Origin of the sequence: Delftia sp. WSY_7, from assembly GCF_043104845.1 — a bacterium.
Taxonomy (GTDB): domain Bacteria; phylum Pseudomonadota; class Gammaproteobacteria; order Burkholderiales; family Burkholderiaceae_C; genus Comamonas; species Comamonas tsuruhatensis.
This window is the reverse complement of the sequence record NZ_JBICLB010000034.1, coordinates 368,773-389,174: the sequence shown is the minus strand read 5'-3', so window position 1 is coordinate 389,174 and position 20,402 is coordinate 368,773. Positions and strand designations below refer to the sequence as shown.

Below are 20,402 nucleotides of genomic sequence, written 5' to 3'. Positions count from 1 at the left end.
AGGAGTTCCGGCCTCCGGAGGCGGGTGCCGCGCCGGGAAGCGGCGCGGCCCGATCCGCAGGCCACGGGCAGCGGCCGCCCTTGCGGCCGGGATGCCTAGAACTTCACGTTCATGCCGATCCAGTAGCGCCGGCCGTCCTGCACCGTGGCGTAGTCCTCGTAGTACACGTCCTTGTCGAACAGGTTGTAGATGCCTGCGTAGAAGGTCACGTCCTTGCTGTAGTTGTAGGAGCCGCCCATGTCGAACATGGCATAGCTGCCGGCTACCCAGGTGCGCGCCGAACGGCCGCCCGTGGGCTGGCTTTCCTTGCCCCGGTAGGACAGCTTGGCCCAGCCCGCCCATTGCTGCGAAGGCTTCCAGTTCAGCGCCAGGTTGAGCATGTGGCGCGGCAGCTGGCTCAGCGGCTGCCCCGCGAACTCGCCGCTCTTTTGCTCGGACTTGGTGAAGGTGTAGCTGCTGCTCAGGTCCAGCGTGCGCGCCAGCGGGGCCTTGAACGTGGCTTCGACGCCGCGCGTGATGGCCTTGTCGATATTGACGTTGGTGGTGGGCGTGTTGCCCGAGGAATTGGCCGGTCCGCACTCGGGGCAGGCGATGCGCGTGATCTTGTCGTTGAACTCGTTGTCGAACACCGTCAGGCCTGCCGACAGGCCGGCGCCGTTGTTGTAGAGCACGCCCAGTTCCTTGCTCAGCGAGGTTTCGGGCTTCAGGTCGGGGTTGCCGTAGATGTTGCCGCCGCGGCTGGACTGGCCCCAGTCGCCCAGGGTCTGGCGCAGCGAGGGCGCGCGAAAGCCGGTGGACACGCCGCCCTTGACGGTCCATTGCGCGTCGAGGTTCCACACGCCGTACAGGCGCGGGCTCCATTGCGATCCGCCCTTGCTGTCGTGGTCGTAGCGCAGGCCGCCGGTCAGGGCGAAGTTCTCGCGCAGGCGCCACTCGTCCTCGGCGAACCAGGCGTACTGCGTGCGATCGGCCGTGGTGCGCGCCGAGCCCGGCAGCGTATTGGTCGTCGTGTCGCGCAGGTCCTGCTGGTTGTAGTACACGCCCGTGGTCAGCAGGTGCTGGCGGCCCAGCGGCGCCACCCAGCTGCTGTTGAACACCGTGTTCCTGATGGTCATGTCGCGCGACAGGTTGCGCGTTTCCTCGCGCTGCAGATAGGTGTCGGAGGAAGCCCAGCCCCAGCGGCCCTTGTGCTGCAGCGAGTAGTTCTCGCGCTCGAACTTGCGGTCGCTGGGCGCATCGGTGGGCAGCAGGGTCATGCCAGGCGACGAAACGAAGTGCTGGCGCGAAGTGCCGATCTCGGCGATCAGGTCGTGGTCCTTGCTGGGGGTCAGCGCCAGGCGCAGGTTCAGCGAACGGTTGTCGCTCTTGTTGTAGCCCTGGTAGATGCGGTCCTGGTCGCGCTTGCCGTAGTTGCCGTACAGGCTCAGGCCCAGCAGGTCGGTCTTGATCGGGCCTGACAGGTAGAAGTTGGTCTGGTAGGCATCGCCCGAGGTGGAGCGCTCCTGCAGCGTGGCGTCGGCGCGCACCGAGCCATGCCAGTTCTTCGCCACCTTGCGCGTGATGACGTTGATCACGCCGCCCATGGCGTCCGAGCCGTACAGCGAGGACATGGGGCCGCGCACCACCTCGATGCGCTCGATGGCCTCCAGCGGCGGAATCCAGCTCTGGTCCGTGCCCGTGCTGCCGTTGGTCTGGGTCTCGCGCGTGCTCATGCGCTTGCCGTCCACCAGGATCAGGGTGTAGTTGGCGCCCATGCCGCGCAACGAGATGTCGTTGGAGTTGTTGTCCGAGGGCGTGAGGATCACGCCGGGCACATCGCGCAGGGCATCGTGCAGGTTGCGGTAGGCGCCCTGCTCCAGTTCCTGGCGCGTGATCACCGAGATCGAGGCCGGCGCCTGGCTGATCTCCTGCTCGAAGCCGCTGGCCGTCACGACCAGGGTTTCCAGCGCGGCCCCGTCTGCTGCCTGGGCCAGCGCGCTGCCCGAGGCCAGCAGGCCCAGGCAGGCGCCCAGCGCGGTGCGGCGCAGGGGAGCGACGGTGGAGGGAAACGAAGCACGCAGGGAGGTGCAAAGGGCGGACAGGGCAAAGCCACGGCCCGCCGCGGGGGCTGTGCAGTTGTGCATGGGAAAGCTCGCAAGAAGAATCACGGACGGTCGAACGACCGGGGTGCGCATCCGCTCTGTTGTTTTGATGAGTGCGAATCGTTCTTATTTTATTTTCCCGACGACAACGGCCTGGCCGACGGCAGCGCAGCTGCTGTTTTTCTTTACAAGCGGGCCGATCTGTGAGCAATTCATTCAGGATGCTGAATGTTGCCTTGTTCATCAATGACATGCAGGGCCGCCAGTGCCCGGGCGCGTGCAGCGCCCGGCCCGATTCACGGCGTTCCGGCGAACACGGCGGCTTTGTAAAGTTGGCCCGATGTGGCCGGCAGGCAACATCCTGATACGAAGATCAGGACCACAGCCGCCCCGCATTGGAGACCAGGAACAGCAGCAGCCCCACGGCACCACCGACCACGGTGCCATTGATGCGGATGTACTGCAGGTCCTTGCCGATGTGCAGCTCGATCAGCTCGGACAGCTCGCGCGCATCCCAGCGCCGCACGGTGTCGGCGATGTGCTGGGCCAGGAACTGCGAGACATCGGGCGCCAGCGCCTGGGCCCAGCGCTTGAGGCGTTCGTTCATGGAGTGGCGCAGCGCCTCGTCGTGCGCCAGCGACTGGCCCAGCCAGCGGCCCATGGCGGCGGTCTTGCGCGCCACCTGCGAATGCTCGTTGGCCAGGTCCGCCTGCAGCCTGGCGCGCAGGCCCAGCCACAGCGAACGCAGGTAGCCGGCCAGCTTCTCGTCGTGCAGCAGGTAGTCGCGCAGGCGCTCGGCGCGATCGGCCATGGCCGGGTCGGACTGCAGCCGGTCAATCAGCCGCTGCACGGAGGCATCGAACGCCTTGCGCATGTGGTGCCCGGGATCGCTGGCGATGTCCTGCAGCAGGCTGTCCAGCGCCCCGGCGATGGCCGTGGCACCCTTGTCGCCGAGCCAGTCCGTAGGCAGCATCTTTTCCTTGAGCGGATGCTCGCGCTTGAGCCACAGCACGATGGTCCGGGCGATCAGCACATGGGTCTCGGATTCGCGCAGCACGCCGCTGACGCGCGCCAGCACATCGTCGAGCACGGCCTGGTGGCGCCCGTCCTGGGTCAGGCCCGACAGCAGGTCCGCCGCCGCGCGGGGCAGGTCCAGATGCTCCAGCAAGGCCTTGAACGAGTGCGAGAGAAAGCGCTCCACCTGCCGGTCCTGCACCATCTCCAGCGCCGCCAGCGCCAGCCGCGCCACCTGCCGCCCCAGCAGCGTGCTGTTGGCCGGTGAGGTCAGCCAGCCCGCCAGCACGCGCGCGGGATCGTGGCGCTCGATCAGCGCCACCAGCGAAGGCCCGTCCAGGAACTTGTCGCGCACGAAATTCGCCAGGTTCAGCCCGATGCGGTCCTTGTTGCGCGGAATGATGGCCGTGTGGCGCCCGACCACGGGCAGCGGAATGTGCCGGAACAGGGCAGACACTGCAAACCAGTCGGCCAGCGCGCCGACCAGCGAGGCCTCGGTCACGGCCTTGATGCAGGCCAGCCACAGCGGCACCTGCTGCCAGTGCGCTGCCGCCACCGACGAGGCCACGAAGCCCAGCGCCATGAGCAGCAGCAACGCCAGCGGCAGGCGCTTGGCCGACTTCAGTGTTTGACGTTGCTCTGGCGACAGCATGGAGCGCAGCATACGACGCCCGCCGGGCCCCGCGTGGCGATGCCTGCCGCCAATGCCTGTCAGCCAGCGCCTGAGCCCGGATTGCGCGGACAATACCGGCTTTCTTCAGAACCCTCTTGCGAGAACAAGACCATGACCGACGCCAACGCATCCGCCGAGCGCCCCGCCCTGCCCGACCACCTGTCCATCGACCCGCGCAGCCCGCACCACGTGGCGGCCGTGTTCGAGTACGACATCGGCATCCGCTTCAACGGCAAGGAGCGGTTCGACGTGGAGGAGTATTGCGTGAGCGAGGGATGGATCAAGGTGCCCGCGGGCAAGACGGTGGATCGCAAGGGCAGGCCCTTGCTGATCAAGCTCAAGGGCACCGTGCAAGCCTTCTACCGCTGAGCCTTCGGACCTTGTCGCGCCTCTTGCCACAGAGGTGCTACAAGGGGCGCGACAAGGGCGCGACAAAGGCATGCCAGGGGTGCGGCAGAGCCAGGAACCACCCAGGGCAGGCTCCGGCAAAGCCTACTGGAGCGCCTCGGCCGGCCCAAAAAACTCATACCGCACCTGCTCCTGCGGCACCCCCAGGGCCTTCAACGATTCCTTCACCGACCGCATGAACGGCCGAGGCCCCAGGAAGTAGACATCGGCATCCACGGCGGGCAGCCATTCACCCAGCTGGCGGGCGGTCAGCAGGCCCTGCGCATCGACCCCATCGCCCTCCTCCGCCCGGTCATAGCAGTAATAACGGGTGAGCTGCGGATGCACGGCAGCCAGCGCATCCACATGCTCGCGGAAGGCATGCACCCCGCGCTCGCGTGCGCAGTGGATGAAGACCACGGGCCGCCGGGTCGGCAAGGCCGCGTCCAGCATGGGCAGGGTCGGCGTGATGCCCACGCCGCCGCTGATCAGCACCAGCGGGCGCTCGCCGGGCTGCAGCGTGAAGTGGCCTGCGGGCGGGAACAGCTGCAGCGTGTCGCCGACCCGGACCCGGTCGTGCAGGAAGTTGGAGACCTTGCCACCCGCCTCGCGCTTGACGCTGATGCGCAGGCTGCGCCCGTCTGCAGGTGCGGACAGGGAGTAGTTGCGCCGCTGCTCCTGGCCGTCCACCACCAGGCGCAGGCCGATGTACTGCCCGGGTTGGTGGGCGATCACGGGGCCGCCGTCGGCGGGCACCAGGTAGAAGGACGTGATCTCGGCGCTTTCCTGCACCTTGTCCTCGACCACGAAGGCGCGCTCGCCGCGCCAGCCGCCTTCGGCCGCCGCCGTGCGGTCATAGGCCTGGCGCTCGGCGCCGATCAGGATGTCGGCCAGCTGCTGGTAGGCGGCGCCCCAGGCGGCTATGACCTCGTCGGTGGCGATCTCGGCGCCCAGCACTTCGCGGATGGCGCGCAGCAGGCAGGTGCCGACGATGGGGTAGTGCTCGGGCTGCACCTGCAGCGCAACGTGCTTGTTGATGATCTGCGCGGGCAGGTCGCCCAGGGCGTCCAGCCGGTCGATGTGCCTGGCGTACATGAGCACGCTGTAGGCCAGGGCACGCGGCTGGGCGCCGCTTTGCTGGTGGGCCATGTTGAACAGGGCGCGCACCTCGGGGTACTCGCCCAGCATGGTTTGGTAGAAATGCGTGATCAGCGCTTCGCCGCCGGTTTCAAGCAGCGGAACGGTGGATTGGACGATGGCACGTTGGCGGTCGGTCAGCACGGAAAACTCCTTGGGTACGGGAACGGACATGCCCGGTGCGATGCCGGACATGCCTTGACAAAGGCAAGGGCCGTGCCAGTCCCGCGACCCTTGAAGAACAAGGGCTTGGCGTTTCATGCGTCAATATGACTCCCGTCAAATCGAGTCCTTTTGACAGCCATCGCAGTCTTTATGACCACATCCACCGCCCTGCACGCCCTCACCCCTCTGGTGGCCGACCTGGCCCAGGACCTGCCTGAGCGCGAGCGCTTTCGCCGCCTGCTGGCAGCCCTGCGCGCCGTGCTGCCGGCCGATGCCGCCGCCCTGCTGCGCCTGGAAGGCGAGTGGCTGCGGCCCGTGGCCATCGACGGCCTGGTGCCCGATGCGCTGGGCCGGCGCTTTCGCATTGCCGAGCACCCGCGCTTCGCCCAGCTGCTGGCCGCGGGCCAGGCCATGCGCTTTGCGCCCGACAGTCCGCTGCCCGATCCCTATGACGGCCTGGTGGCCCAGGGCCACGGGCCGCTGGAGGTGCACGACTGCATGGGCTGCGTGCTGCAGACCGGCGGCCTGCCCTGGGGCCTGCTGACGCTGGACGCGCTGGACCCGGGGCGCTTTGCCGACCCGGCCGCGCTGGCGGCGCTGCAGGCCTTCAGCAACCTGGCGGCGGCCACCGTGACCACGGCCGAGCGGCTGCGCCGGTTGGCGCGCAGTGCGCGCGCCCTGCCCGCACCCGGCGCCGCCCCGGGGGGCGATTCATCGCGTCCGCTGATCGGCCAGAGCCCGGCCATGCGCGCGCTGCAAAAGGACATCGCCCTGGTCGCGGCCAGCGACCTCAATGTGCTGATCACGGGCGAGACCGGCACGGGCAAGGAACTGGTGGCCCAGGCCGTGCATGCGCAGTCGGCGCGTGCAGGCCGGGCGCTGGTCAGCATCAACTGCGCGGCCCTGCCCGACAACCTGGTCGAAAGCGAGCTGTTCGGCCATGTGCGCGGCGCCTTCACGGGCGCGCTGTCCGAGCGCAGCGGCAAGTTCGAGCAGGCCGACCAGGGCACGCTGTTCCTGGACGAAGTGGGCGAGCTGTCCCTGCCCGTGCAGGCCAAGCTGCTGCGCGTGCTGCAAAGCGGCCAGCTGCAGCGCCTGGGTTCGGACCGCGAGCACCATGTGGACGTGCGCGTGATCGCCGCCACCAACCGTGACCTGGCCGCCGAAGTGGCGGCCGGCCGCATGCGCGCCGATTTCTTCCACCGCCTGAGCGTCTACCCGTTGCGCGTGCCCGCGCTGCGCGAGCGCGACAGCGACGTGCTGATGCTGGCCGGCTTCTTCCTCGAGGAAAACCGTTCCCGCCTGGGCCTGGGCGGACTGCGCCTGCACCCCGCTGGGCAATCGGCCTTGCTCGCCCAGGACTGGCCCGGCAATGTCCGGGAACTGGAGCACCTCATCAGCCGCGGCGTGCTGCGGGCTCTCAGCCGTGCGCCCTCCGGCACTCCGGCCGGTGGCCGGGCACGCATGGTCACGCTGGGGCAGGCCGATCTCTGGGATGACGCGCAGCCCCCGGCGACGGCCACCCCGACCCTGCCCGTCCCACAGGTCGCATCGCCCGGCGCCAGCTCCCAAGGCCTGCGCAATGCCGTGGAGAGCTACGAACGCCAGCTGATCAAGGCCAGCCTGCAGCGCCACCACGGCAGCTGGGCCGCCGCCGCACGCGAGCTGCAGATGGACCGCGCCAACCTGCAGCGGCTGGCGCGGCGACTGGGACTGGCATGAGGGGTCATGCGGCCGGCCCGCCGCCTTGAGACGAAGGCTTATTTAAGTCTGCTTAACTTGGCGCTCTCGTTATTTAAGAAAAACCGCATTTGCTTAAATAAGCGTCCGAAGCCATAGTCAGCCCATGCCCGATTCCCCTACCAGCCAGCGGCTTGGCCGCTTCATCGAGACATCCGCAGCAGGCGAAAAGGTGCGCGCCTTCGTGCCGCCACCGCTGCCGCCGGAGCCGGCCATCGATGTGCTCGTCCTCCTGGAAAAGCTCAGCCTTGCCGAGCGTGCGCTGGGACGGCTCGATGGCATCACCATGCTGCTGCCCCGCCAGGAGCTGTTCCTCTACATGTACGTGCGCAAGGAGGCCGTGCTTTCTTCGCAGATCGAGGGCACGCAATCGACGCTGTCGGACCTGCTGCGCTTCGAAGCCGAGGCCCAGGCGGGCCAGCCCATCGACGACATCCGCGAAGTTTCGAACTATGTGGACGCGATGATGTACGGACTGGAGCGCCTGCGGGACCTGCCGCTGTCACTGCGCCTGATCCGCGAGATGCATGGCCGGCTGTTGCAAAGCGGACGCGGCGGCACCAAAAGCCCCGGCGAGTTCCGGCGCTCGCAGAACTGGATTGGCGGCACGCGTCCAGGCAATGCCTTGTTTGTGCCGCCGCCTGTCAACGAGCTCGGCCCCTGCCTCGACGCCTTTGAACGCTTCATGCACGAAGATGCCTCCCGCCTGCCCGCCCTCATCAAGGCGGGCCTGCTGCACGTGCAGTTCGAGACACTGCATCCGTTCCTCGATGGCAATGGCCGCATCGGCCGCCTGCTGGTCACGCTGTACCTCTGCATCAACGGCGTGCTGAACAAGCCGCTGCTCTACCTCAGCCTCTTTCTCAAGACGCATCGGGCCGAGTACTACCGGCTGCTGCAGGAAGTGCGCGAGAACGGCAACTGGGAAGCCTGGCTCGACTTCTTTCTCACCGGCGTGGCACAGACCGCGAACCAGGCCTTCGAGGCCGCCACGCATATCGTCGATCTGTTCAGGCAGGACCGCGAACGCATCGCGACCGAAGGCGAACGCGCCAGCTCCACGCTGCGCATCCACGACCTGTTCCAGCTCAACCCCTTCCTGACGTCCAACCAGCTGGTCCGGCAGACGGGACTGTCCTCGCCTACCGTCAACACGGCGCTCGCCGACTTGCAGCGCCTGGGCATCATCGAGGAAGTGACCGGCCGCAAGCGAGGCCGGGTCTTCAGCTATCAGCGCTATCTTTCCGTGCTCAACGAGGGCACGGATCCGCTACCCCGGCCGGCCTGATCCCCGGCCTCACCGCCTGAGCGACTTCAGCCACCCATACCCGCTCACCAGCAGCACCCCTGCCAGCACCATCAGCGCCCCCGCCAGGAAGTTGGGCTCGATGGGCTCGCTGAGCAGCCAGGCACCGAAGACCACGCCGAAGATGGGCGTCATGAAAGAGAACACGCCCAGGCGCGAGGCCAGGTATTGCGTGAGCAGCCAGAACCAGACCAGGAAGCTCACGAAGCAGACCAGCACGGACTGGAAGGCCAGGCCGGCCCAGGCCAGGGGCGTGGGCTCGAAGCGGGTCTGGCCCAGCAGGAAGGCGGCGGGCAGCAGCAGCGCAAAGCCGGTGGCCAGCTGGTAGAGCAGGGTCTGCGCGGCGGGCAGCGATGCCAGCCGCGTGGTGCGGATGGCCACCGTGGTGGCGCCCCAGGCCACGCCGGCGGCCAGCGCCAGCAGGTCGCCCAGCAGCATGGCGGCGCCGGCCGCCTTCGAAGGCTTGCCGCCGCCCAGGAAGGCCAGCGCAATGCCGGCAAAGGCCAGCACGATGCCCAGCCATTGCAGCGGCGCCAGGCGCTCCGAGGGCAGCTTCCAGTGCAGGCCCAGCGCCGCGAACACGGGAGCGGAATACAGGAAGACCACCACATGGGCGGCCGAGGTGTGGTTGATGCTCTCGCCCACCAGCAGGAATTCCAGCGCAAACAGCGTGCCCACGGCCAGGCCCGGGCGCCAGCTGCCGTCGCCCCACTGCACGCGCATGCCGCGCCAGCGCATGAACAGCCACACCAGCACGGCGCCCGCGCCCGAGCGCAGCGCGATCTGCAGCGTGGGCGCGATGGCATCGGCCGTGGCCTTGAGCAGGATCTGCTGCAGGCTCCAGATCAGGCACAGCATGAGCATCAGCGCGGCGGCGCGCGCGTCCAGCGGTTTGCGAGGGTCCACGACGTCTTCCTTTCAGCGACCGTGAAAAAGCCGGCCCGCAGGCCGGCTTCGCATCAGGCGGGGGATGGCCCGGCCAGCAGGCCGGCCATCACTTGATGCCCAGCAGTTCCACCTCGAAGTTCAGCGTGGCGTTGGGCGGGATCACGCTGCCCGCGCCACGGCTGCCGTAGGCGATGGAGGGCGGGCAGGTCAGCTTGGCCTTGCCGCCGACCTTCATCTTCTGCACGCCTTCGGTCCAGCAGGGAATCACGCCGGTCAGGGGGAACTCGATGGGCTGGCCGCGCGTGATGGAGCTGTCGAAGTCCTTGCCCGTGTCGGGGAAGTAGCCGCGGTAGTGCACGCGCACCGTGTCGCTGGCCTTGGGGCTGGCGCCCGTGCCTTCCTTGAGGCTTTCATAGACCAGGCCGCTGGCCGTGGTGACGGGCTCGGCCGCATGGGCCGCCACGCCGGTCAGTGCGGCGAGCATCAGGCCGCAGGAGGCGGCCAGGGTGGTGAGGGTCTTGTTCATCAGGGTTCCTTCAAATCAAAAAATACATTCAACAGCAATGCCATGCCGCGCGGCCTCAAGCGCTGGCACTGCCTGAAGGCGGGACGCCGAGCAAGAGCCGCCTCGCAGCGAGGGCGTCGTCCCCTGGGGGAAGCGGCGCAGCCGCTCAGGGGGTGCCATTTACACCGATGTCGTCCAGCGCTTTGGCGATGTGGCCGACGGTGCGGTCCACGTTATGCCATTTTTCCAGGCCGAACAGGCCGATGCGGAAGGTCTTGAAGTCCGGGCCTTCGTCGCACTGCAGGGGCACGCCCGAGGCGGTCTGCAGGCCGGCTTCCATGAACTTCTTGCCGCTCTGGATGCCGGGGTCGGTGGTGTAGCTGACGACCACGCCGGGGGCCTTCCAGCCTTCGGCCGCCACGCTGGGAAAGCCGCGCGACTCCAGCAGGGCGCGCACCTTGGCGCCCAGGGCGATCTGCTCGTCGCGCACCTTGGCGAAGCCGTAGGCGCGCGTCTCCAGCATCACGTCGCGCAGGCGGACCAGGGCGTCGGTGGGCATGGTGGTGTGGTAGGCGTGCTGGCCCTTCTCGTAGCCCTCGGCGATCTGCATCCACTTCTTGAGGTCGCAGGAGAAGCTGGAGCTTTGCGTGTGCTCGATGGCTTCGCGCGCACGCTGCGAGAGCATGACCATGGCGCAGCACGGCGAGCTGCTCCAGCCCTTTTGCGGCGCGCTGATCAGCACGTCCACGCCCGTCTTTTCCATGTCCACCCACATGGCGCCCGAGGCCACGCAGTCCAGCACGAAGAGCGCACCCACCTCGTGCGCGGCATCGGCCACGGCGCGCAGGTAGCTGTCGCTGAGGATGATGCCGCTGGCCGTCTCCACATGGGGCGCGAACACGACCTTGGGCTTCTCGGTGCGGATGGCGGCGGCCACGTCCTCGGCCGCGCAAGGCGCCCAGGGGTCCTGGCTGCCCGGGCCCTGGCGGCGGGCCTTGCAGACCACGGCGCCACCGCCCAGGCCGCCTTCCTCGAAGATCTGGGTCCAGCGGTAGCTGAACCAGCCGTTGCGCACGATGAGCACCTTTTCGCGGTTGGCGAACTGGCGCGCCACGGCCTCCATGCCGAAGGTGCCGCTGCCCGGCACCAGCACGGCCGTGTGGGCGTGGTAGACCTCCTGCAGCGTGGTGAGGATGTCCTGCATCACGCCCGCGAAGCGCTTGGACATGTGGTTGAGCGCGCGGTCGGTGTAGACCACCGAGAATTCGAGCAGGCCGTCGGGATCGATATCGGGCAGAAGTCCGGGCATGGGAAGGTCTCCAAAGGCAGCGGGGCCCGCTTGAGCGGGCCCGCCATCGTGTTCGTCGAAAAGAGGATCAGCTTAGCACGCCGCCTGCCGCGTTTTCAGGGCCTACCAGGTGTCCACGAAGCCCGCCTGGGCGGGTGCCACGCGCGCCCCCGCCAGGCCGCGCGACAGCCAGGCGCGCGTGTCGGCGGGGTCGATGACGGCGTCGATCTCCAGCGTGCCGGCCATGTGCATGGCCTCGCCGTGGGCGTACTGCTGGGCCAGCAGCCGGTCGAACAGGGCGTTGCGTTCGGCGCCCTCGGGCAGGGCCTGCAGTTCCTTGCGAAAGCCCAGGCGCACGGCGCCTTCCAGACCCATGGCGCCGAACTCGCCCGTGGGCCAGGCCACGTTGAACACCGGCGCATGGAAGCTGCCCGCCGTCATGCCCATGGCCCCCAGGCCGTAGCCCTTGCGCAGCACCACGCTGAAATACGGCACGCGCAGCTTGGCCGCCGTGACGAACAGGCGGCTGACATGGCGCACCTGGGCCGTCTTCTCGATCTCGGGGCCGACCATGAAGCCGGGCGTGTCCACCAGGCTCACGATGGGCAGGCCATGGGCGTTGCACAGCTGCATGAAGCGCGCGGCCTTGTCGGCCGCATCGGCGTCGATGGCGCCGCCCAGGTGGGAGGGGTTGTTGGCCATCAGCCCCACGGGCCGGCCTTCGATGCGCGCCAGCCCGGTGTGGATGCCTGCGCCAAAGCCCGTGCGCAGCAGCAGCAGGCTGCCTTCGTCCACCAGATGCGCCATGGCCGCACGCGTGTCATAGGCACGCAGCCGGTTCTCGGGCACCACATGGCGCAGGGCGCGCGTGTCGGGCGCGGTCCACTCCGTGGTGCGGCCCTGGAAGAACGAAAGATAGTGGCGCGCTGCAGCCACGGCCTGGGCCTCGTCCTCGACCAGCACGTCGATCACGCCATTGGCATGCTGGATGCCGCTGGGTCCTATCTCTTCAGGGCGGAACACGCCCAGGCCACCGCCCTCGATCATGGCTGGCCCGCCCATGCCGATGGTGCTGGCGCGCGTGGCGATGATGACGTCGCTGCAGCCCAGCAGGGCTGCATTGCCCGCAAAGCAGCGGCCGTGTGCAATGCCGATCACCGGCACCTGGCCCGACAGCGCCGCATAGGCCGCGAAGGTGTGCACATGCAGGCCGGCGACCACGGGCGTGTCGGTATCGCCGGGCCGCCCGCCGCCGCCTTCGGCGAACAGCACCACGGGCAGCTTCTGGGCCAGCGCAATGCCCAGCATGCGGTCGGTCTTGGCATGGTTGCGCGCGCCCTGGGTGCCGGCCAGCACGGTGGCGTCATAGGCCATGACGACGGCGCGCGAGCGCTCCTGGCCGAACTGCGCGCCGTTGATGGAGCCCATGCCCGTGACCATGCCGTCGGCCGGCGTGTTGGCGATCAGGTCGTCCATGCTGCGCCGGCGCGTCTGCGCGGCAATGGCCAGCGCACCGTATTCGATGAAGCTGCCCTCATCGCAAAGATCGGCGATGTTCTCGCGCGCGCTGCGGCCGCCCTGGGCATGGCGTTTGGCCATGGCCTCGGGGCGGGCGGTGTCCAGCGTGAAGGCATGGCGGTCGATGACGCGGCGCAGGTCGGCGCGGATGTGGTCCGGGTCCTGGGCGATCTGCTGCGCGCGTGCGTCGGCCTGCACGCCTTCGGCGGCGGCCAGCACCAGCAGGGGCTGGTCCTGGGCCACATAGGCACCGGCCTCGGCCAGCAGTTGGGTGATGGTGCCGGCCTGCGGCGCCAGCAGCACATGCTCCATCTTCATGGCTTCGAGCACGCCCAGCTCGGCGCCGGCGGACACGGCATCGCCCACGGCCACGCTCCACTGGACAATGCGCGCGGGCATGGGCGCCGTGAGGGCGCCTTCGGGGACCGGCGCGCCAGCAGCCTCGGCAGTCATCGCAACATCGGCGGCCACGGCCGTGCGGCGCGCGCCTTCGGCCAGCGCCTGGGCGTCCGCCACCAATTCTGGAAGGGCCTCTTCAAGCCAGCGTGTGTGCACGGCCTGCGACGCCATCTCGGGCCGGCCGGCCAGCGCCTGCAGCAGCGGCAGGTTGGTGGCCAGCCCGTCGATGCGGCATTCGTCCAGCGCGCGGCGTGCGCGGCGCAGCACGTCTTCGAAGCGCGGCCCGCTGCTGTGCACGATGAGCTTGGCCAGCAGCGTGTCGTAGTGCGGCGAGGGGCTGGCGCCCGCCACCGCATGCGTGTCGATGCGGATGCCGGGGCCGGCCGGCCACTGCAATGCGCCTATGCGTCCGCTGCCGGGGCGCGAATGGCCTGCGGCATCCAGCGTCTCGGCATTGATGCGCCACTGCATGGCATAGCCGCGCGGCGCGGGGGGTGTCCTGGCATCCAGGCCCAGCTCGCCCAGGTGATCGCCCGCCGCAATGCGGATCTGGGCCTGCACCAGGTCAATGCCGAAGACTTCCTCGGTGATGGTGTGCTCGACCTGCAGGCGCGGGTTGGCCTCGATGAACACATAGGGCAGGGAGTCGGAGGCGGCATCGACCAGGAATTCGAAGGTGCCCAGGCTCTCGTAGCCGATCTCGGCGGCCATGCGCAGCGCGTCGCGCGTGATGCGCTCGCGCAGCGGCTGCGCCAGGCTGGGGCTGGGCGCGATCTCGACCAGCTTCTGGAAGCGCCGCTGCAGCGTGCATTCGCGCTCGCCCAGCGCGATGGGGCCTGCGCCGCCGTCGCCCAGGATCTGTACCTCGATATGGCGCGCGCCCGTCATCAAACGCTCCACATAGACGCCGTCCACGCCGAAGGCGGCGCGCGCCTCGCTGCGGCAGCGCTCGTAGGCGGCAGGCAGGTCCTCGGCGCGCGCCACGGCGCGCATGCCGCGCCCGCCGCCACCGCCGATGGCCTTGACCATGATGCCGCTGGCGCCCCCGGCCTGCTGCGCCTCGAAGAAGGCCTGGGCCTGTTCCAGCGTGACAGCCTCGCTGCTGCCCGGCATCAGCGGCACGCCGCAGCGGCGCGCCAGATCGCGTGCGCGGGCCTTGTCGCCCAGCAGCGCCAGATGGGCGGGTGCAGGGCCGATGAAGCGCAGTCCCGCGTCGGCGCAGGCCTGGGCAAAGCCGGCGTTCTCGCTGAGAAAGCCGTAGCCCGGATGGATGCCGTCGCAGCCGTGCTCGCGCGCAATGCGCAGCAGGTGGGCGCCGTCCAGGTAGGCCGAGGGGCCGCTGGCGTCCAGGGGCACGGCTGCATCGGCAGCGGATACATGCGGCGCCTGCGCATCGTCTGCGGCATGGACGGCCAGGCTGGGCACACCCAGCTCGCGCAGCGCGCGCACGATGCGCAGCGCGATCTCGCCGCGGTTGGCAATCAGGATCTTCTGGAACATGGGTAAAAGGTCCGGTATCAATGGTCAACAGCGTTTGCAACTGGCGCCCTCAAATGCAAGGGGCACCGAGGAAGGGCCGCCCCGCACCGAAGGTGTCGTCCCCCTCCCCCGCGAAGCGGGTAGAGAGGGGGAAGGCGCGAAGCGACTCAGGGGGTGTCTTTCAACATCCTGCGCAGCACCTTGCCCGCGCCGGTGGCGGGCAGCGCCTCGATGAAACGCACCTCGCGCGGCGCCTTGTAGCTGGCCATGTTCTCGCGCGACCACTGCACCAGGTCCTCCGCCGCGATCTGCTGGCCCGGCCGCGTGACGATGAAGGCGCGCACGACCTCTCCCTTTTGCGGGTCGGGCACGCCGATCACGGCGGCCTGGGCCACGGCCGGATGCTTGATGAGGATGGCCTCCACCTCCTCGGGGAAGACGCTGTAGCCCGAGACCTTGATCATTTCCTTGAAGCGGCCGATGAAGGTCAGGTAGCCCTCGGCGTCCATGCGGCCCATGTCGCCCGTGTGCACCCAGCCGTTCTTCAGGGTCCTGGCCGTGGCCTCGGGCTTGTTCCAGTAGCCCTTGAAGTTGCCGGGGCCGCGGATGGTGATCTCGCCCACTTCGCCGGCCGGCAGCGGCTCGCCGGTCTCGGGGTCGATGATGCGCACCTCGTTGCCGGGCAGCGGCTTGCCGTGCGTGCCCCAGCGGATGGCATCGCCCGGCATGGTGGTGTCCATGGTGTGGGTCTCGCTCAGACCATAGGCCGCCTCGCTGGAGATGCAGTTCGGGGTGAAGCGCCTCCACTGCCGCGCCAGCTCCTCGGTGTAGGCAATGCCGAAGCTGGTCACCGTGTTGCGGCGCAGCGCGGAAAAGTCCATGGCCTCCACGCCCGGCAGCTGCATCACGGCCACGTTCATGGGCGCGATGCTGTACCACCAGGTCACGCGGTAGCGCTCCAGGGCCTGGGCCACGGCCAGCGGGTCGAAGCGGTGCAGCAGCACGCAGGTGGCGCCGCTGTGCACGGGCATGTTCACGCCCATGGACATGCCGGCAATGTGATAGAGCGGCGCCACGGCCAGCAGCATGTCGCCGGCGTTCACGCCCGTGGCGCTGGAGGCGCCGGCCGTCTTGCTGGCCGCGTTGCCGTAGCTGAGCATGGCGCCCTTGGGCAGGCCCGTGGTGCCCGAGGTATAGGTCATCAGCGAGACATCGTCCATGGCGACATCGACGGGCACGGGCTTGGCGCCGCTGTGCATGACATCCCAGAACGATTCCACGCCCTCGGGCAGCGGCTGCACGGGGGCCTGCAGTTCGGGCGGCAGCGCCAGCGTGGCCGATTCAGGAAGCCAGTCGCCATAGCGCACGGCCAGCACATGCCTGAGCGCCGTGCTGGCGCGCACCTTGTCCACCACGGGCAGCAGCACATCGGCCGCGACGATGACGCGGGCCTGGAGGTCATCGAGCTGGTACTGCAGCTCATGCTCCTTGTTCAGCGGCCCGCAGGGGCAGACGATGGCGCCGACCTTCTGGATGCCGTAGTGCGCCACGATGTACTGCGGGCAGTTGTTCATGAACAGCGCCACGGGCTCGCCCCGGCCCACGCCCAGCGCCTGCAGCCGCGCGGCAAAGGCGTCGCTGGCCGCATCCATCTCGGCCCAGCTGATGTGGCGGCCATACCAGATGTAGGCGTCGCGGCCGGGGTGGTTGCGCGCATTGCGGCGCAGGGCCTCATGCAGGGGAATGAGGGTCTCGGAATCCGCCATGCTTGTCTCCTGGGTGTCTGGCCATCCCGGAACCAGTCCTAAGGGATAGCCTTGATTTGTTTTGGGGTCCAGCGGCTTGCCAATATATACCCGCTGGTAGAACATTGCTACCCATCGGTATAACCATCGCAGCCACCGACGCGACACGAGATTTCCCGCATGCCCAAGCCCCCTGTCACCCCGCGCGGCCGCCAGCGCCTTCCCACGGCCGGCTCCGATGAAAAGCGCGAACGCATCCTCAAGGCGGCCGAGGCCCTGTTCGACCGCAACGGCTACGCCAACACCACGATGGAGCAGATCGTCCAGGCCCTGGGCGTGACCAAGCCCTTCGTCTACTACTACTTCCGCAACAAGCAGGAGATCTTCGAGACCCTGTGCTGGGCGCCCACCGAGGCCTGCTTCACGGTGCTGGACTTCGCGGCCGACGATGCGCGCGCCGCGCACGAGAAGGCCGTGGACGGCCTGCAGCGCCTGATCGCGGCCACCATTGCCCACTATCCGGCGGCCTTCTTTCCCTACCGCGAGCCCCAGGCCTTCAGCCCTGCGTACATGAAGGCCTCGCGCACGCTGGCGCGCCAGTTCTACCGCCAGTTCTGCGCGCTGCTCGAAGAAGGCCGCGCCAGCGGCCACCTGGACTTTCGCGAGACACGCATCACCGCCCAGGCCGCCTGCAGCCTGCCGGGCTTTCTCTACAACTGGTACCGCCCCGGCGGCCGCCTGGGCACGGCCGAGATGGTGGCCGAGCTGACCGAGCTGGCCAGCCGCGTGCTGGGCCTGCGCACGGCGCCAGCCACCGCGCCCGAAGCCATTGCCGCATCCCCCGCGAAAAAGACGCCTGCACGGCGCAGCCGGCCCCGGGCCGAGCCGCCCGGCAAGGACTGACGACCATTCCTTCGAGGAGACAAGACATGCCGATCCGCCGCCATTGCATCCGACGATATTCCCAGCCATCCATGGCACTCGCCGCCGCCCTGCTGTGCAGCACGGCCACCCACGCCCAGGGAACCGACAGCTTCAAGATCGCCTTCATCGATCCGCTGTCCGGCCCCTTCGTCAGCACGGGCGAGCTGATGCGCGACCACGTGCAGTACGCGGTCGAGGACGTGAACGCCAAGGGCGGTCTGTTCAACGGGGCGAAGCTGCAGCTGCTGCAGTTCGACAGCAAGCTCTCGGCCCAGGAAAGCCAGGCCGCGCTGCAGGCGGCCCTAGACCAGGGCGCGCGCGTGGTGGTGACCGGGGGATCGGGCTCGTCGGTGGTGGCAGCCCTGGTGCAGGCGGCCTCGCGCCACAACCAGCGCAATCCGGGCAAGGAGGTGCTGGTGCTCAACCACTCCTCCATCGACCCCGAGCTGACGGGCAAGGCCTGCAGCTTCTGGCATTTCATGTTCGATGCCAACACCGCCATGCGCATGCAGGCGATTGCCAGCTACATCAAGACCCAGCCGGGCATCCGCAAGGTCTACCTGCTCAACCAGGACTACGCCCACGGCAAGCAGTGGGCGGCCTACGGGCGCCAGATGGTGAGCGCGGCCCGGCCCGATATCCAGTTCACGGGCGAGATGCTCCACCCCATAGGCCGGGTCAAGGACTTCGCGCCCTATGTGGCCAAGATCAAGGAAACAGGTGCGGACTCGGTGATCACGGGCAACTGGGGCCAGGACCTGACCCTGCTGCTCAAGTCAGCCGCCGACTCGGGCTATGACCTGCGCTACTTCAACCACAGCGCAGGCGGCATGCCGGGCACGGTGACATCCTTCGCCCAGACCCGCATCGGCCAGCTGACCTGGGTGGCCGAATGGCACCCGGGCCAGGCCGGCCGCCCGCTGGCCGACGCCCGCGCCCAGGAATACAAGGCCCGCATGGGCAAGGACTTCCTGGCCCCGCGCATGGACCTGGTGCCGCGCATGCTGGCCGCCGCCATGGCCAAGGCACAGTCCACCGAACCTGTGAAGATCGCGCTGGCCCTGGAGGACCTGCAGATGGACACCGTGGTCGGCCCCGTGCGCATGCGCGGCAAGGACCACCAGCTGCTGCTGCCCCAGGTGGTCAACACCATCGCGCCCATGGATGGCAAGCTGGTCAAGACCGGCTGGGAAGGCACGAACTACGGCTTTCGCACCGACGCCGTCTACACGCCCGAGCAGGTGGAGCTGCCCACGGACTGCCAGATGAAGCGGCCCGGCAGCCGCTGAGGCTGAGTATCCCGCCAGCTACGCCCCGCTCAGCGCGGGGCGTAGTTTCGTTGGCCGAAGATGCCGCTGCCCACGCGCACCATGGTCGATCCGGCGGCCACGGCCGCTTCCAGGTCGCCCGTCATCCCCATGGACACCGTGTCGAAGCGCTCCAGCCCCGGCAGGCCGCTGGCGCGGATCTGCGTGAACACGGCCGTGGCGCGGGCATGCACCTCGCGCTGGGCCTCGAAGCCCGGCACATCGTCGGGAATGCTCATCACGCCGCGCAGCACCAAGCGCGGCAGCTGCACGATGGCGGCGGCCAGCTCCAGCGCCTGCTGGGGCGCCACGCCGGCCTTGGTCTCGCCGCCATCCACGTTCAGCTGGATGCAGACCTGCAGCGGCGCCAGGCCCTCGGGGCGCTGGGCCGACAGGCGCTCGGCGATCTTCAGGCGGTCCACGGTCTGGGCCCAGTCGAAATGCTCGGCCACCAGGCGCGTCTTGTTGCTCTGGATGGGGCCTATGCAATGCCATTGCAGGGCCTCGCCGCCCGGCAGGCCCATGGCGCGCACGGCGGCGATCTTGTCCACGCCTTCCTGGATGTAGTTCTCGCCAAAGCTGCGCTCGCCGGCCAGCACGGCCTGGCGCACGGCGTCGGGGCCGAAGGTCTTGGAGACGGACAGCAACTGCACCGAGCCGGCCGCCCGGCCCGCCTGCGCGCAGGCCGAGGCAATCCGTTCGTGAATCTGTTGAAGCTTGTTTTCAATCGTCGTCATAATTGCCGCCAGCGTACCAAACGAGGGAGCGAACTCCGTGGACATCACCCAATTGCTGGCTTTCAGCGTCAAGAACAAGGCCTCCGACCTGCACCTGTCCGCGGGGCTTCCGCCGATGATCCGCGTGCACGGCGATGTGCGCCGCATCAATGTCGATCCGCTGGACCACAAGACGGTCCACGCCATGGTCTACGACATCATGAGCGACTCCCAGCGCAAGGCCTACGAGGAGTTCCTGGAGGTGGACTTCTCGTTCGAGATCGAGGGCCTGGCGCGCTTTCGTGTCAACGCCTTCAACCAGTACCGGGGCGCGGCCGCCGTCTTCCGTACCATTCCCAGCAAGATCCTGACGCTGGAGCAGCTCAACGCGCCGCGCATCTTCGCCGACCTGGCCCTGAAGCCGCGCGGCCTGGTGCTGGTGACCGGCCCCACGGGCTCGGGCAAGTCCACCACGCTGGCCGGCATGGTCAACCACCTCAACGAGACCGAGTACGGCCACATCCTGACGGTGGAGGACCCCATCGAATTCGTGCACGACTCCAAGAAGTGCCTGATCAACCAGCGCGAGGTCGGGCCGATGACGCAGTCGTTCTCGGCCGCCCTGCGCTCGGCGCTGCGCGAGGACCCGGACGCCATCCTGGTGGGCGAAATGCGTGACCTCGAAACCATCCGCCTGGCCATGACCGCGGCCGAGACGGGCCACCTGGTCTTCGGCACCCTGCACACCTCCAGCGCCGCCAAGACCATCGACCGCATCATCGACGTCTTCCCGGCCGAGGAAAAGGAGATGGTGCGCGCCATGCTTTCCGAATCGCTGCAGGCCGTGATCTCGCAGACGCTGTGCAAGACCAAGGACGGCCAGGGCCGCATCGCGGCCCACGAGATCATGCTGGGCACCAGCGCCATCCGCAACCTGATCCGCGAGGCCAAGGTGGCCCAGATGTACTCCACCATCCAGACGAGTCAGAATGTGGGCATGCAGACGCTGGACCAGAACCTGACCGATCTGGTGCGGCGCAACCTGATCAGCCCGGCCGAAGCGCGCGCCAAGGCCAAGATACCGGACAACTTCCCGGGCTGACCGCCTCCGGCCCAGCCTCTCGCCACGC

Annotated in this window: 16 protein-coding genes; 7 read left to right on the top strand and 9 right to left on the bottom strand. The window is 68.5% G+C overall.

Features of this window, described 5'->3' with window-relative positions; genetic code table 11:
* Positions 1 to 95 precede the first annotated feature (95 nt).
* A complete protein-coding gene (locus ACF8ME_RS16610; protein ID WP_392417425.1) occupies positions 96 to 2,123 on the bottom strand; it encodes a ligand-gated channel protein in 2,028 nt (675 codons plus the stop codon).
* On the opposite strand from ACF8ME_RS16610, the gene ACF8ME_RS16605 reads away from it, so the two are divergent.
* Complete coding sequence (locus ACF8ME_RS16605) at positions 2,122 to 2,331, top strand: hypothetical protein (protein WP_392417423.1); 210 nt, start codon at positions 2,122 to 2,124, stop codon at positions 2,329 to 2,331. The genes ACF8ME_RS16610 and ACF8ME_RS16605 overlap by 2 nt on opposite strands.
* Positions 2,332 to 2,454: 123 nt before the next feature.
* Here ACF8ME_RS16605 and ACF8ME_RS16600 read toward each other — a convergent pair whose 3' ends face one another.
* Positions 2,455 to 3,759, bottom strand: a complete 1,305-nt coding sequence (locus ACF8ME_RS16600) for a DUF445 domain-containing protein (RefSeq protein WP_016446669.1) — start codon at positions 3,757 to 3,759, stop codon at positions 2,455 to 2,457.
* A 120-nt stretch (positions 3,760 to 3,879) separates the two neighbouring features.
* Here ACF8ME_RS16600 and ACF8ME_RS16595 point away from each other — a divergent pair, with 120 nt between their 5' ends.
* Entirely contained in the window at positions 3,880 to 4,137 is a 258-nt protein-coding gene (locus ACF8ME_RS16595; protein WP_392417421.1) for a DUF3297 family protein, read from the top strand.
* A 123-nt stretch (positions 4,138 to 4,260) separates the two neighbouring features.
* Here the strand turns inward: ACF8ME_RS16595 and hmpA are convergent, their stop codons facing one another.
* Positions 4,261 to 5,487: an NO-inducible flavohemoprotein gene (gene hmpA / locus ACF8ME_RS16590; RefSeq protein ID WP_016446671.1), complete on the bottom strand. Its 1,227-nt coding sequence runs from the start codon at positions 5,485 to 5,487 to the stop codon at positions 4,261 to 4,263.
* A 120-nt stretch (positions 5,488 to 5,607) separates the two neighbouring features.
* Here hmpA and norR point away from each other — a divergent pair, with 120 nt between their 5' ends.
* Together norR and ACF8ME_RS16580 are read left to right on the top strand one after the other, a co-directional pair.
* Complete coding sequence (gene norR / locus ACF8ME_RS16585) at positions 5,608 to 7,179, top strand: nitric oxide reductase transcriptional regulator NorR (protein WP_392417419.1); 1,572 nt, start codon at positions 5,608 to 5,610, stop codon at positions 7,177 to 7,179.
* Between the two features lie 124 nt (positions 7,180 to 7,303).
* On the top strand, positions 7,304 to 8,485 hold the full coding sequence (locus ACF8ME_RS16580; RefSeq protein WP_016446673.1) for a Fic family protein: 1,182 nt from the start codon (positions 7,304 to 7,306) through the stop codon (positions 8,483 to 8,485).
* 9 nt (positions 8,486 to 8,494) lie between these two features.
* Here ACF8ME_RS16580 and ACF8ME_RS16575 read toward each other — a convergent pair whose 3' ends face one another.
* The 5 genes from ACF8ME_RS16575 to ACF8ME_RS16555 all read right to left on the bottom strand — a co-directional run bounded on the left by ACF8ME_RS16575 (position 8,495) and on the right by ACF8ME_RS16555 (position 16,346).
* Positions 8,495 to 9,409 (bottom strand): DMT family transporter, encoded by a 915-nt coding sequence (locus tag ACF8ME_RS16575; RefSeq protein WP_047219585.1) that lies wholly within the window; start codon positions 9,407 to 9,409, stop codon positions 8,495 to 8,497.
* An 88-nt stretch (positions 9,410 to 9,497) separates the two neighbouring features.
* A complete protein-coding gene (locus tag ACF8ME_RS16570; protein WP_016446675.1) occupies positions 9,498 to 9,917 on the bottom strand; it encodes an FKBP-type peptidyl-prolyl cis-trans isomerase in 420 nt (139 codons plus the stop codon).
* Between the two features lie 145 nt (positions 9,918 to 10,062).
* Positions 10,063 to 11,205, bottom strand: coding sequence for an alanine--glyoxylate aminotransferase family protein (locus ACF8ME_RS16565; protein WP_016451985.1), 1,143 nt, complete (start codon positions 11,203 to 11,205; stop codon positions 10,063 to 10,065).
* Positions 11,206 to 11,307: 102 nt separating this feature from the next.
* On the bottom strand, positions 11,308 to 14,601 hold the full coding sequence (locus ACF8ME_RS16560; RefSeq protein WP_392417417.1) for a carboxyl transferase domain-containing protein: 3,294 nt from the start codon (positions 14,599 to 14,601) through the stop codon (positions 11,308 to 11,310).
* Between the two features lie 146 nt (positions 14,602 to 14,747).
* Positions 14,748 to 16,346 (bottom strand): AMP-binding protein, encoded by a 1,599-nt coding sequence (locus ACF8ME_RS16555; protein WP_392417416.1) that lies wholly within the window; start codon positions 16,344 to 16,346, stop codon positions 14,748 to 14,750.
* A gap of 159 nt (positions 16,347 to 16,505) precedes the next feature.
* On the opposite strand from ACF8ME_RS16555, the gene ACF8ME_RS16550 reads away from it, so the two are divergent.
* Both ACF8ME_RS16550 and ACF8ME_RS16545 read left to right on the top strand, forming a co-directional pair.
* Positions 16,506 to 17,228 (top strand): TetR/AcrR family transcriptional regulator, encoded by a 723-nt coding sequence (locus ACF8ME_RS16550; protein ID WP_013804427.1) that lies wholly within the window; start codon positions 16,506 to 16,508, stop codon positions 17,226 to 17,228.
* A 26-nt stretch (positions 17,229 to 17,254) separates the two neighbouring features.
* On the top strand, positions 17,255 to 18,538 hold the full coding sequence (locus ACF8ME_RS16545; protein ID WP_392417414.1) for a branched-chain amino acid ABC transporter substrate-binding protein: 1,284 nt from the start codon (positions 17,255 to 17,257) through the stop codon (positions 18,536 to 18,538).
* A gap of 29 nt (positions 18,539 to 18,567) precedes the next feature.
* On the opposite strand, the gene ACF8ME_RS16540 is transcribed toward ACF8ME_RS16545, so the two are convergent.
* Positions 18,568 to 19,293: a YggS family pyridoxal phosphate-dependent enzyme gene (locus tag ACF8ME_RS16540; protein ID WP_374006253.1), complete on the bottom strand. Its 726-nt coding sequence runs from the start codon at positions 19,291 to 19,293 to the stop codon at positions 18,568 to 18,570.
* 37 nt (positions 19,294 to 19,330) lie between these two features.
* Between ACF8ME_RS16540 and ACF8ME_RS16535 the strand changes: the two genes are divergently transcribed.
* The gene (locus tag ACF8ME_RS16535) at positions 19,331 to 20,374 is read left to right on the top strand and encodes a type IV pilus twitching motility protein PilT (protein WP_016450723.1); all 1,044 of its coding nucleotides are present in this window, start codon (positions 19,331 to 19,333) and stop codon (positions 20,372 to 20,374) included.
* Positions 20,375 to 20,402 lie beyond the last annotated feature (28 nt).

Coding starts and splice junctions, on each gene's coding strand:
- ACF8ME_RS16605 (WP_392417423.1), top strand. CDS start 2,122: ATGGGAAAGCTCGCAAGAAGAATCACGGACGGTCGAACGACCGGGGTG.
- ACF8ME_RS16610 (WP_392417425.1), bottom strand. CDS start 2,123: ATGCACAACTGCACAGCCCCCGCGGCGGGCCGTGGCTTTGCCCTGTCC.
- ACF8ME_RS16600 (WP_016446669.1), bottom strand. CDS start 3,759: ATGCTGCGCTCCATGCTGTCGCCAGAGCAACGTCAAACACTGAAGTCG.
- ACF8ME_RS16595 (WP_392417421.1), top strand. CDS start 3,880: ATGACCGACGCCAACGCATCCGCCGAGCGCCCCGCCCTGCCCGACCAC.
- hmpA (WP_016446671.1), bottom strand. CDS start 5,487: ATGTCCGGCATCGCACCGGGCATGTCCGTTCCCGTACCCAAGGAGTTT.
- norR (WP_392417419.1), top strand. CDS start 5,608: ATGACCACATCCACCGCCCTGCACGCCCTCACCCCTCTGGTGGCCGAC.
- ACF8ME_RS16580 (WP_016446673.1), top strand. CDS start 7,304: ATGCCCGATTCCCCTACCAGCCAGCGGCTTGGCCGCTTCATCGAGACA.
- ACF8ME_RS16570 (WP_016446675.1), bottom strand. CDS start 9,917: ATGAACAAGACCCTCACCACCCTGGCCGCCTCCTGCGGCCTGATGCTC.
- ACF8ME_RS16565 (WP_016451985.1), bottom strand. CDS start 11,205: ATGCCCGGACTTCTGCCCGATATCGATCCCGACGGCCTGCTCGAATTC.
- ACF8ME_RS16560 (WP_392417417.1), bottom strand. CDS start 14,601: ATGTTCCAGAAGATCCTGATTGCCAACCGCGGCGAGATCGCGCTGCGC.
- ACF8ME_RS16555 (WP_392417416.1), bottom strand. CDS start 16,346: ATGGCGGATTCCGAGACCCTCATTCCCCTGCATGAGGCCCTGCGCCGC.
- ACF8ME_RS16550 (WP_013804427.1), top strand. CDS start 16,506: ATGCCCAAGCCCCCTGTCACCCCGCGCGGCCGCCAGCGCCTTCCCACG.
- ACF8ME_RS16545 (WP_392417414.1), top strand. CDS start 17,255: ATGCCGATCCGCCGCCATTGCATCCGACGATATTCCCAGCCATCCATG.
- ACF8ME_RS16540 (WP_374006253.1), bottom strand. CDS start 19,293: ATGACGACGATTGAAAACAAGCTTCAACAGATTCACGAACGGATTGCC.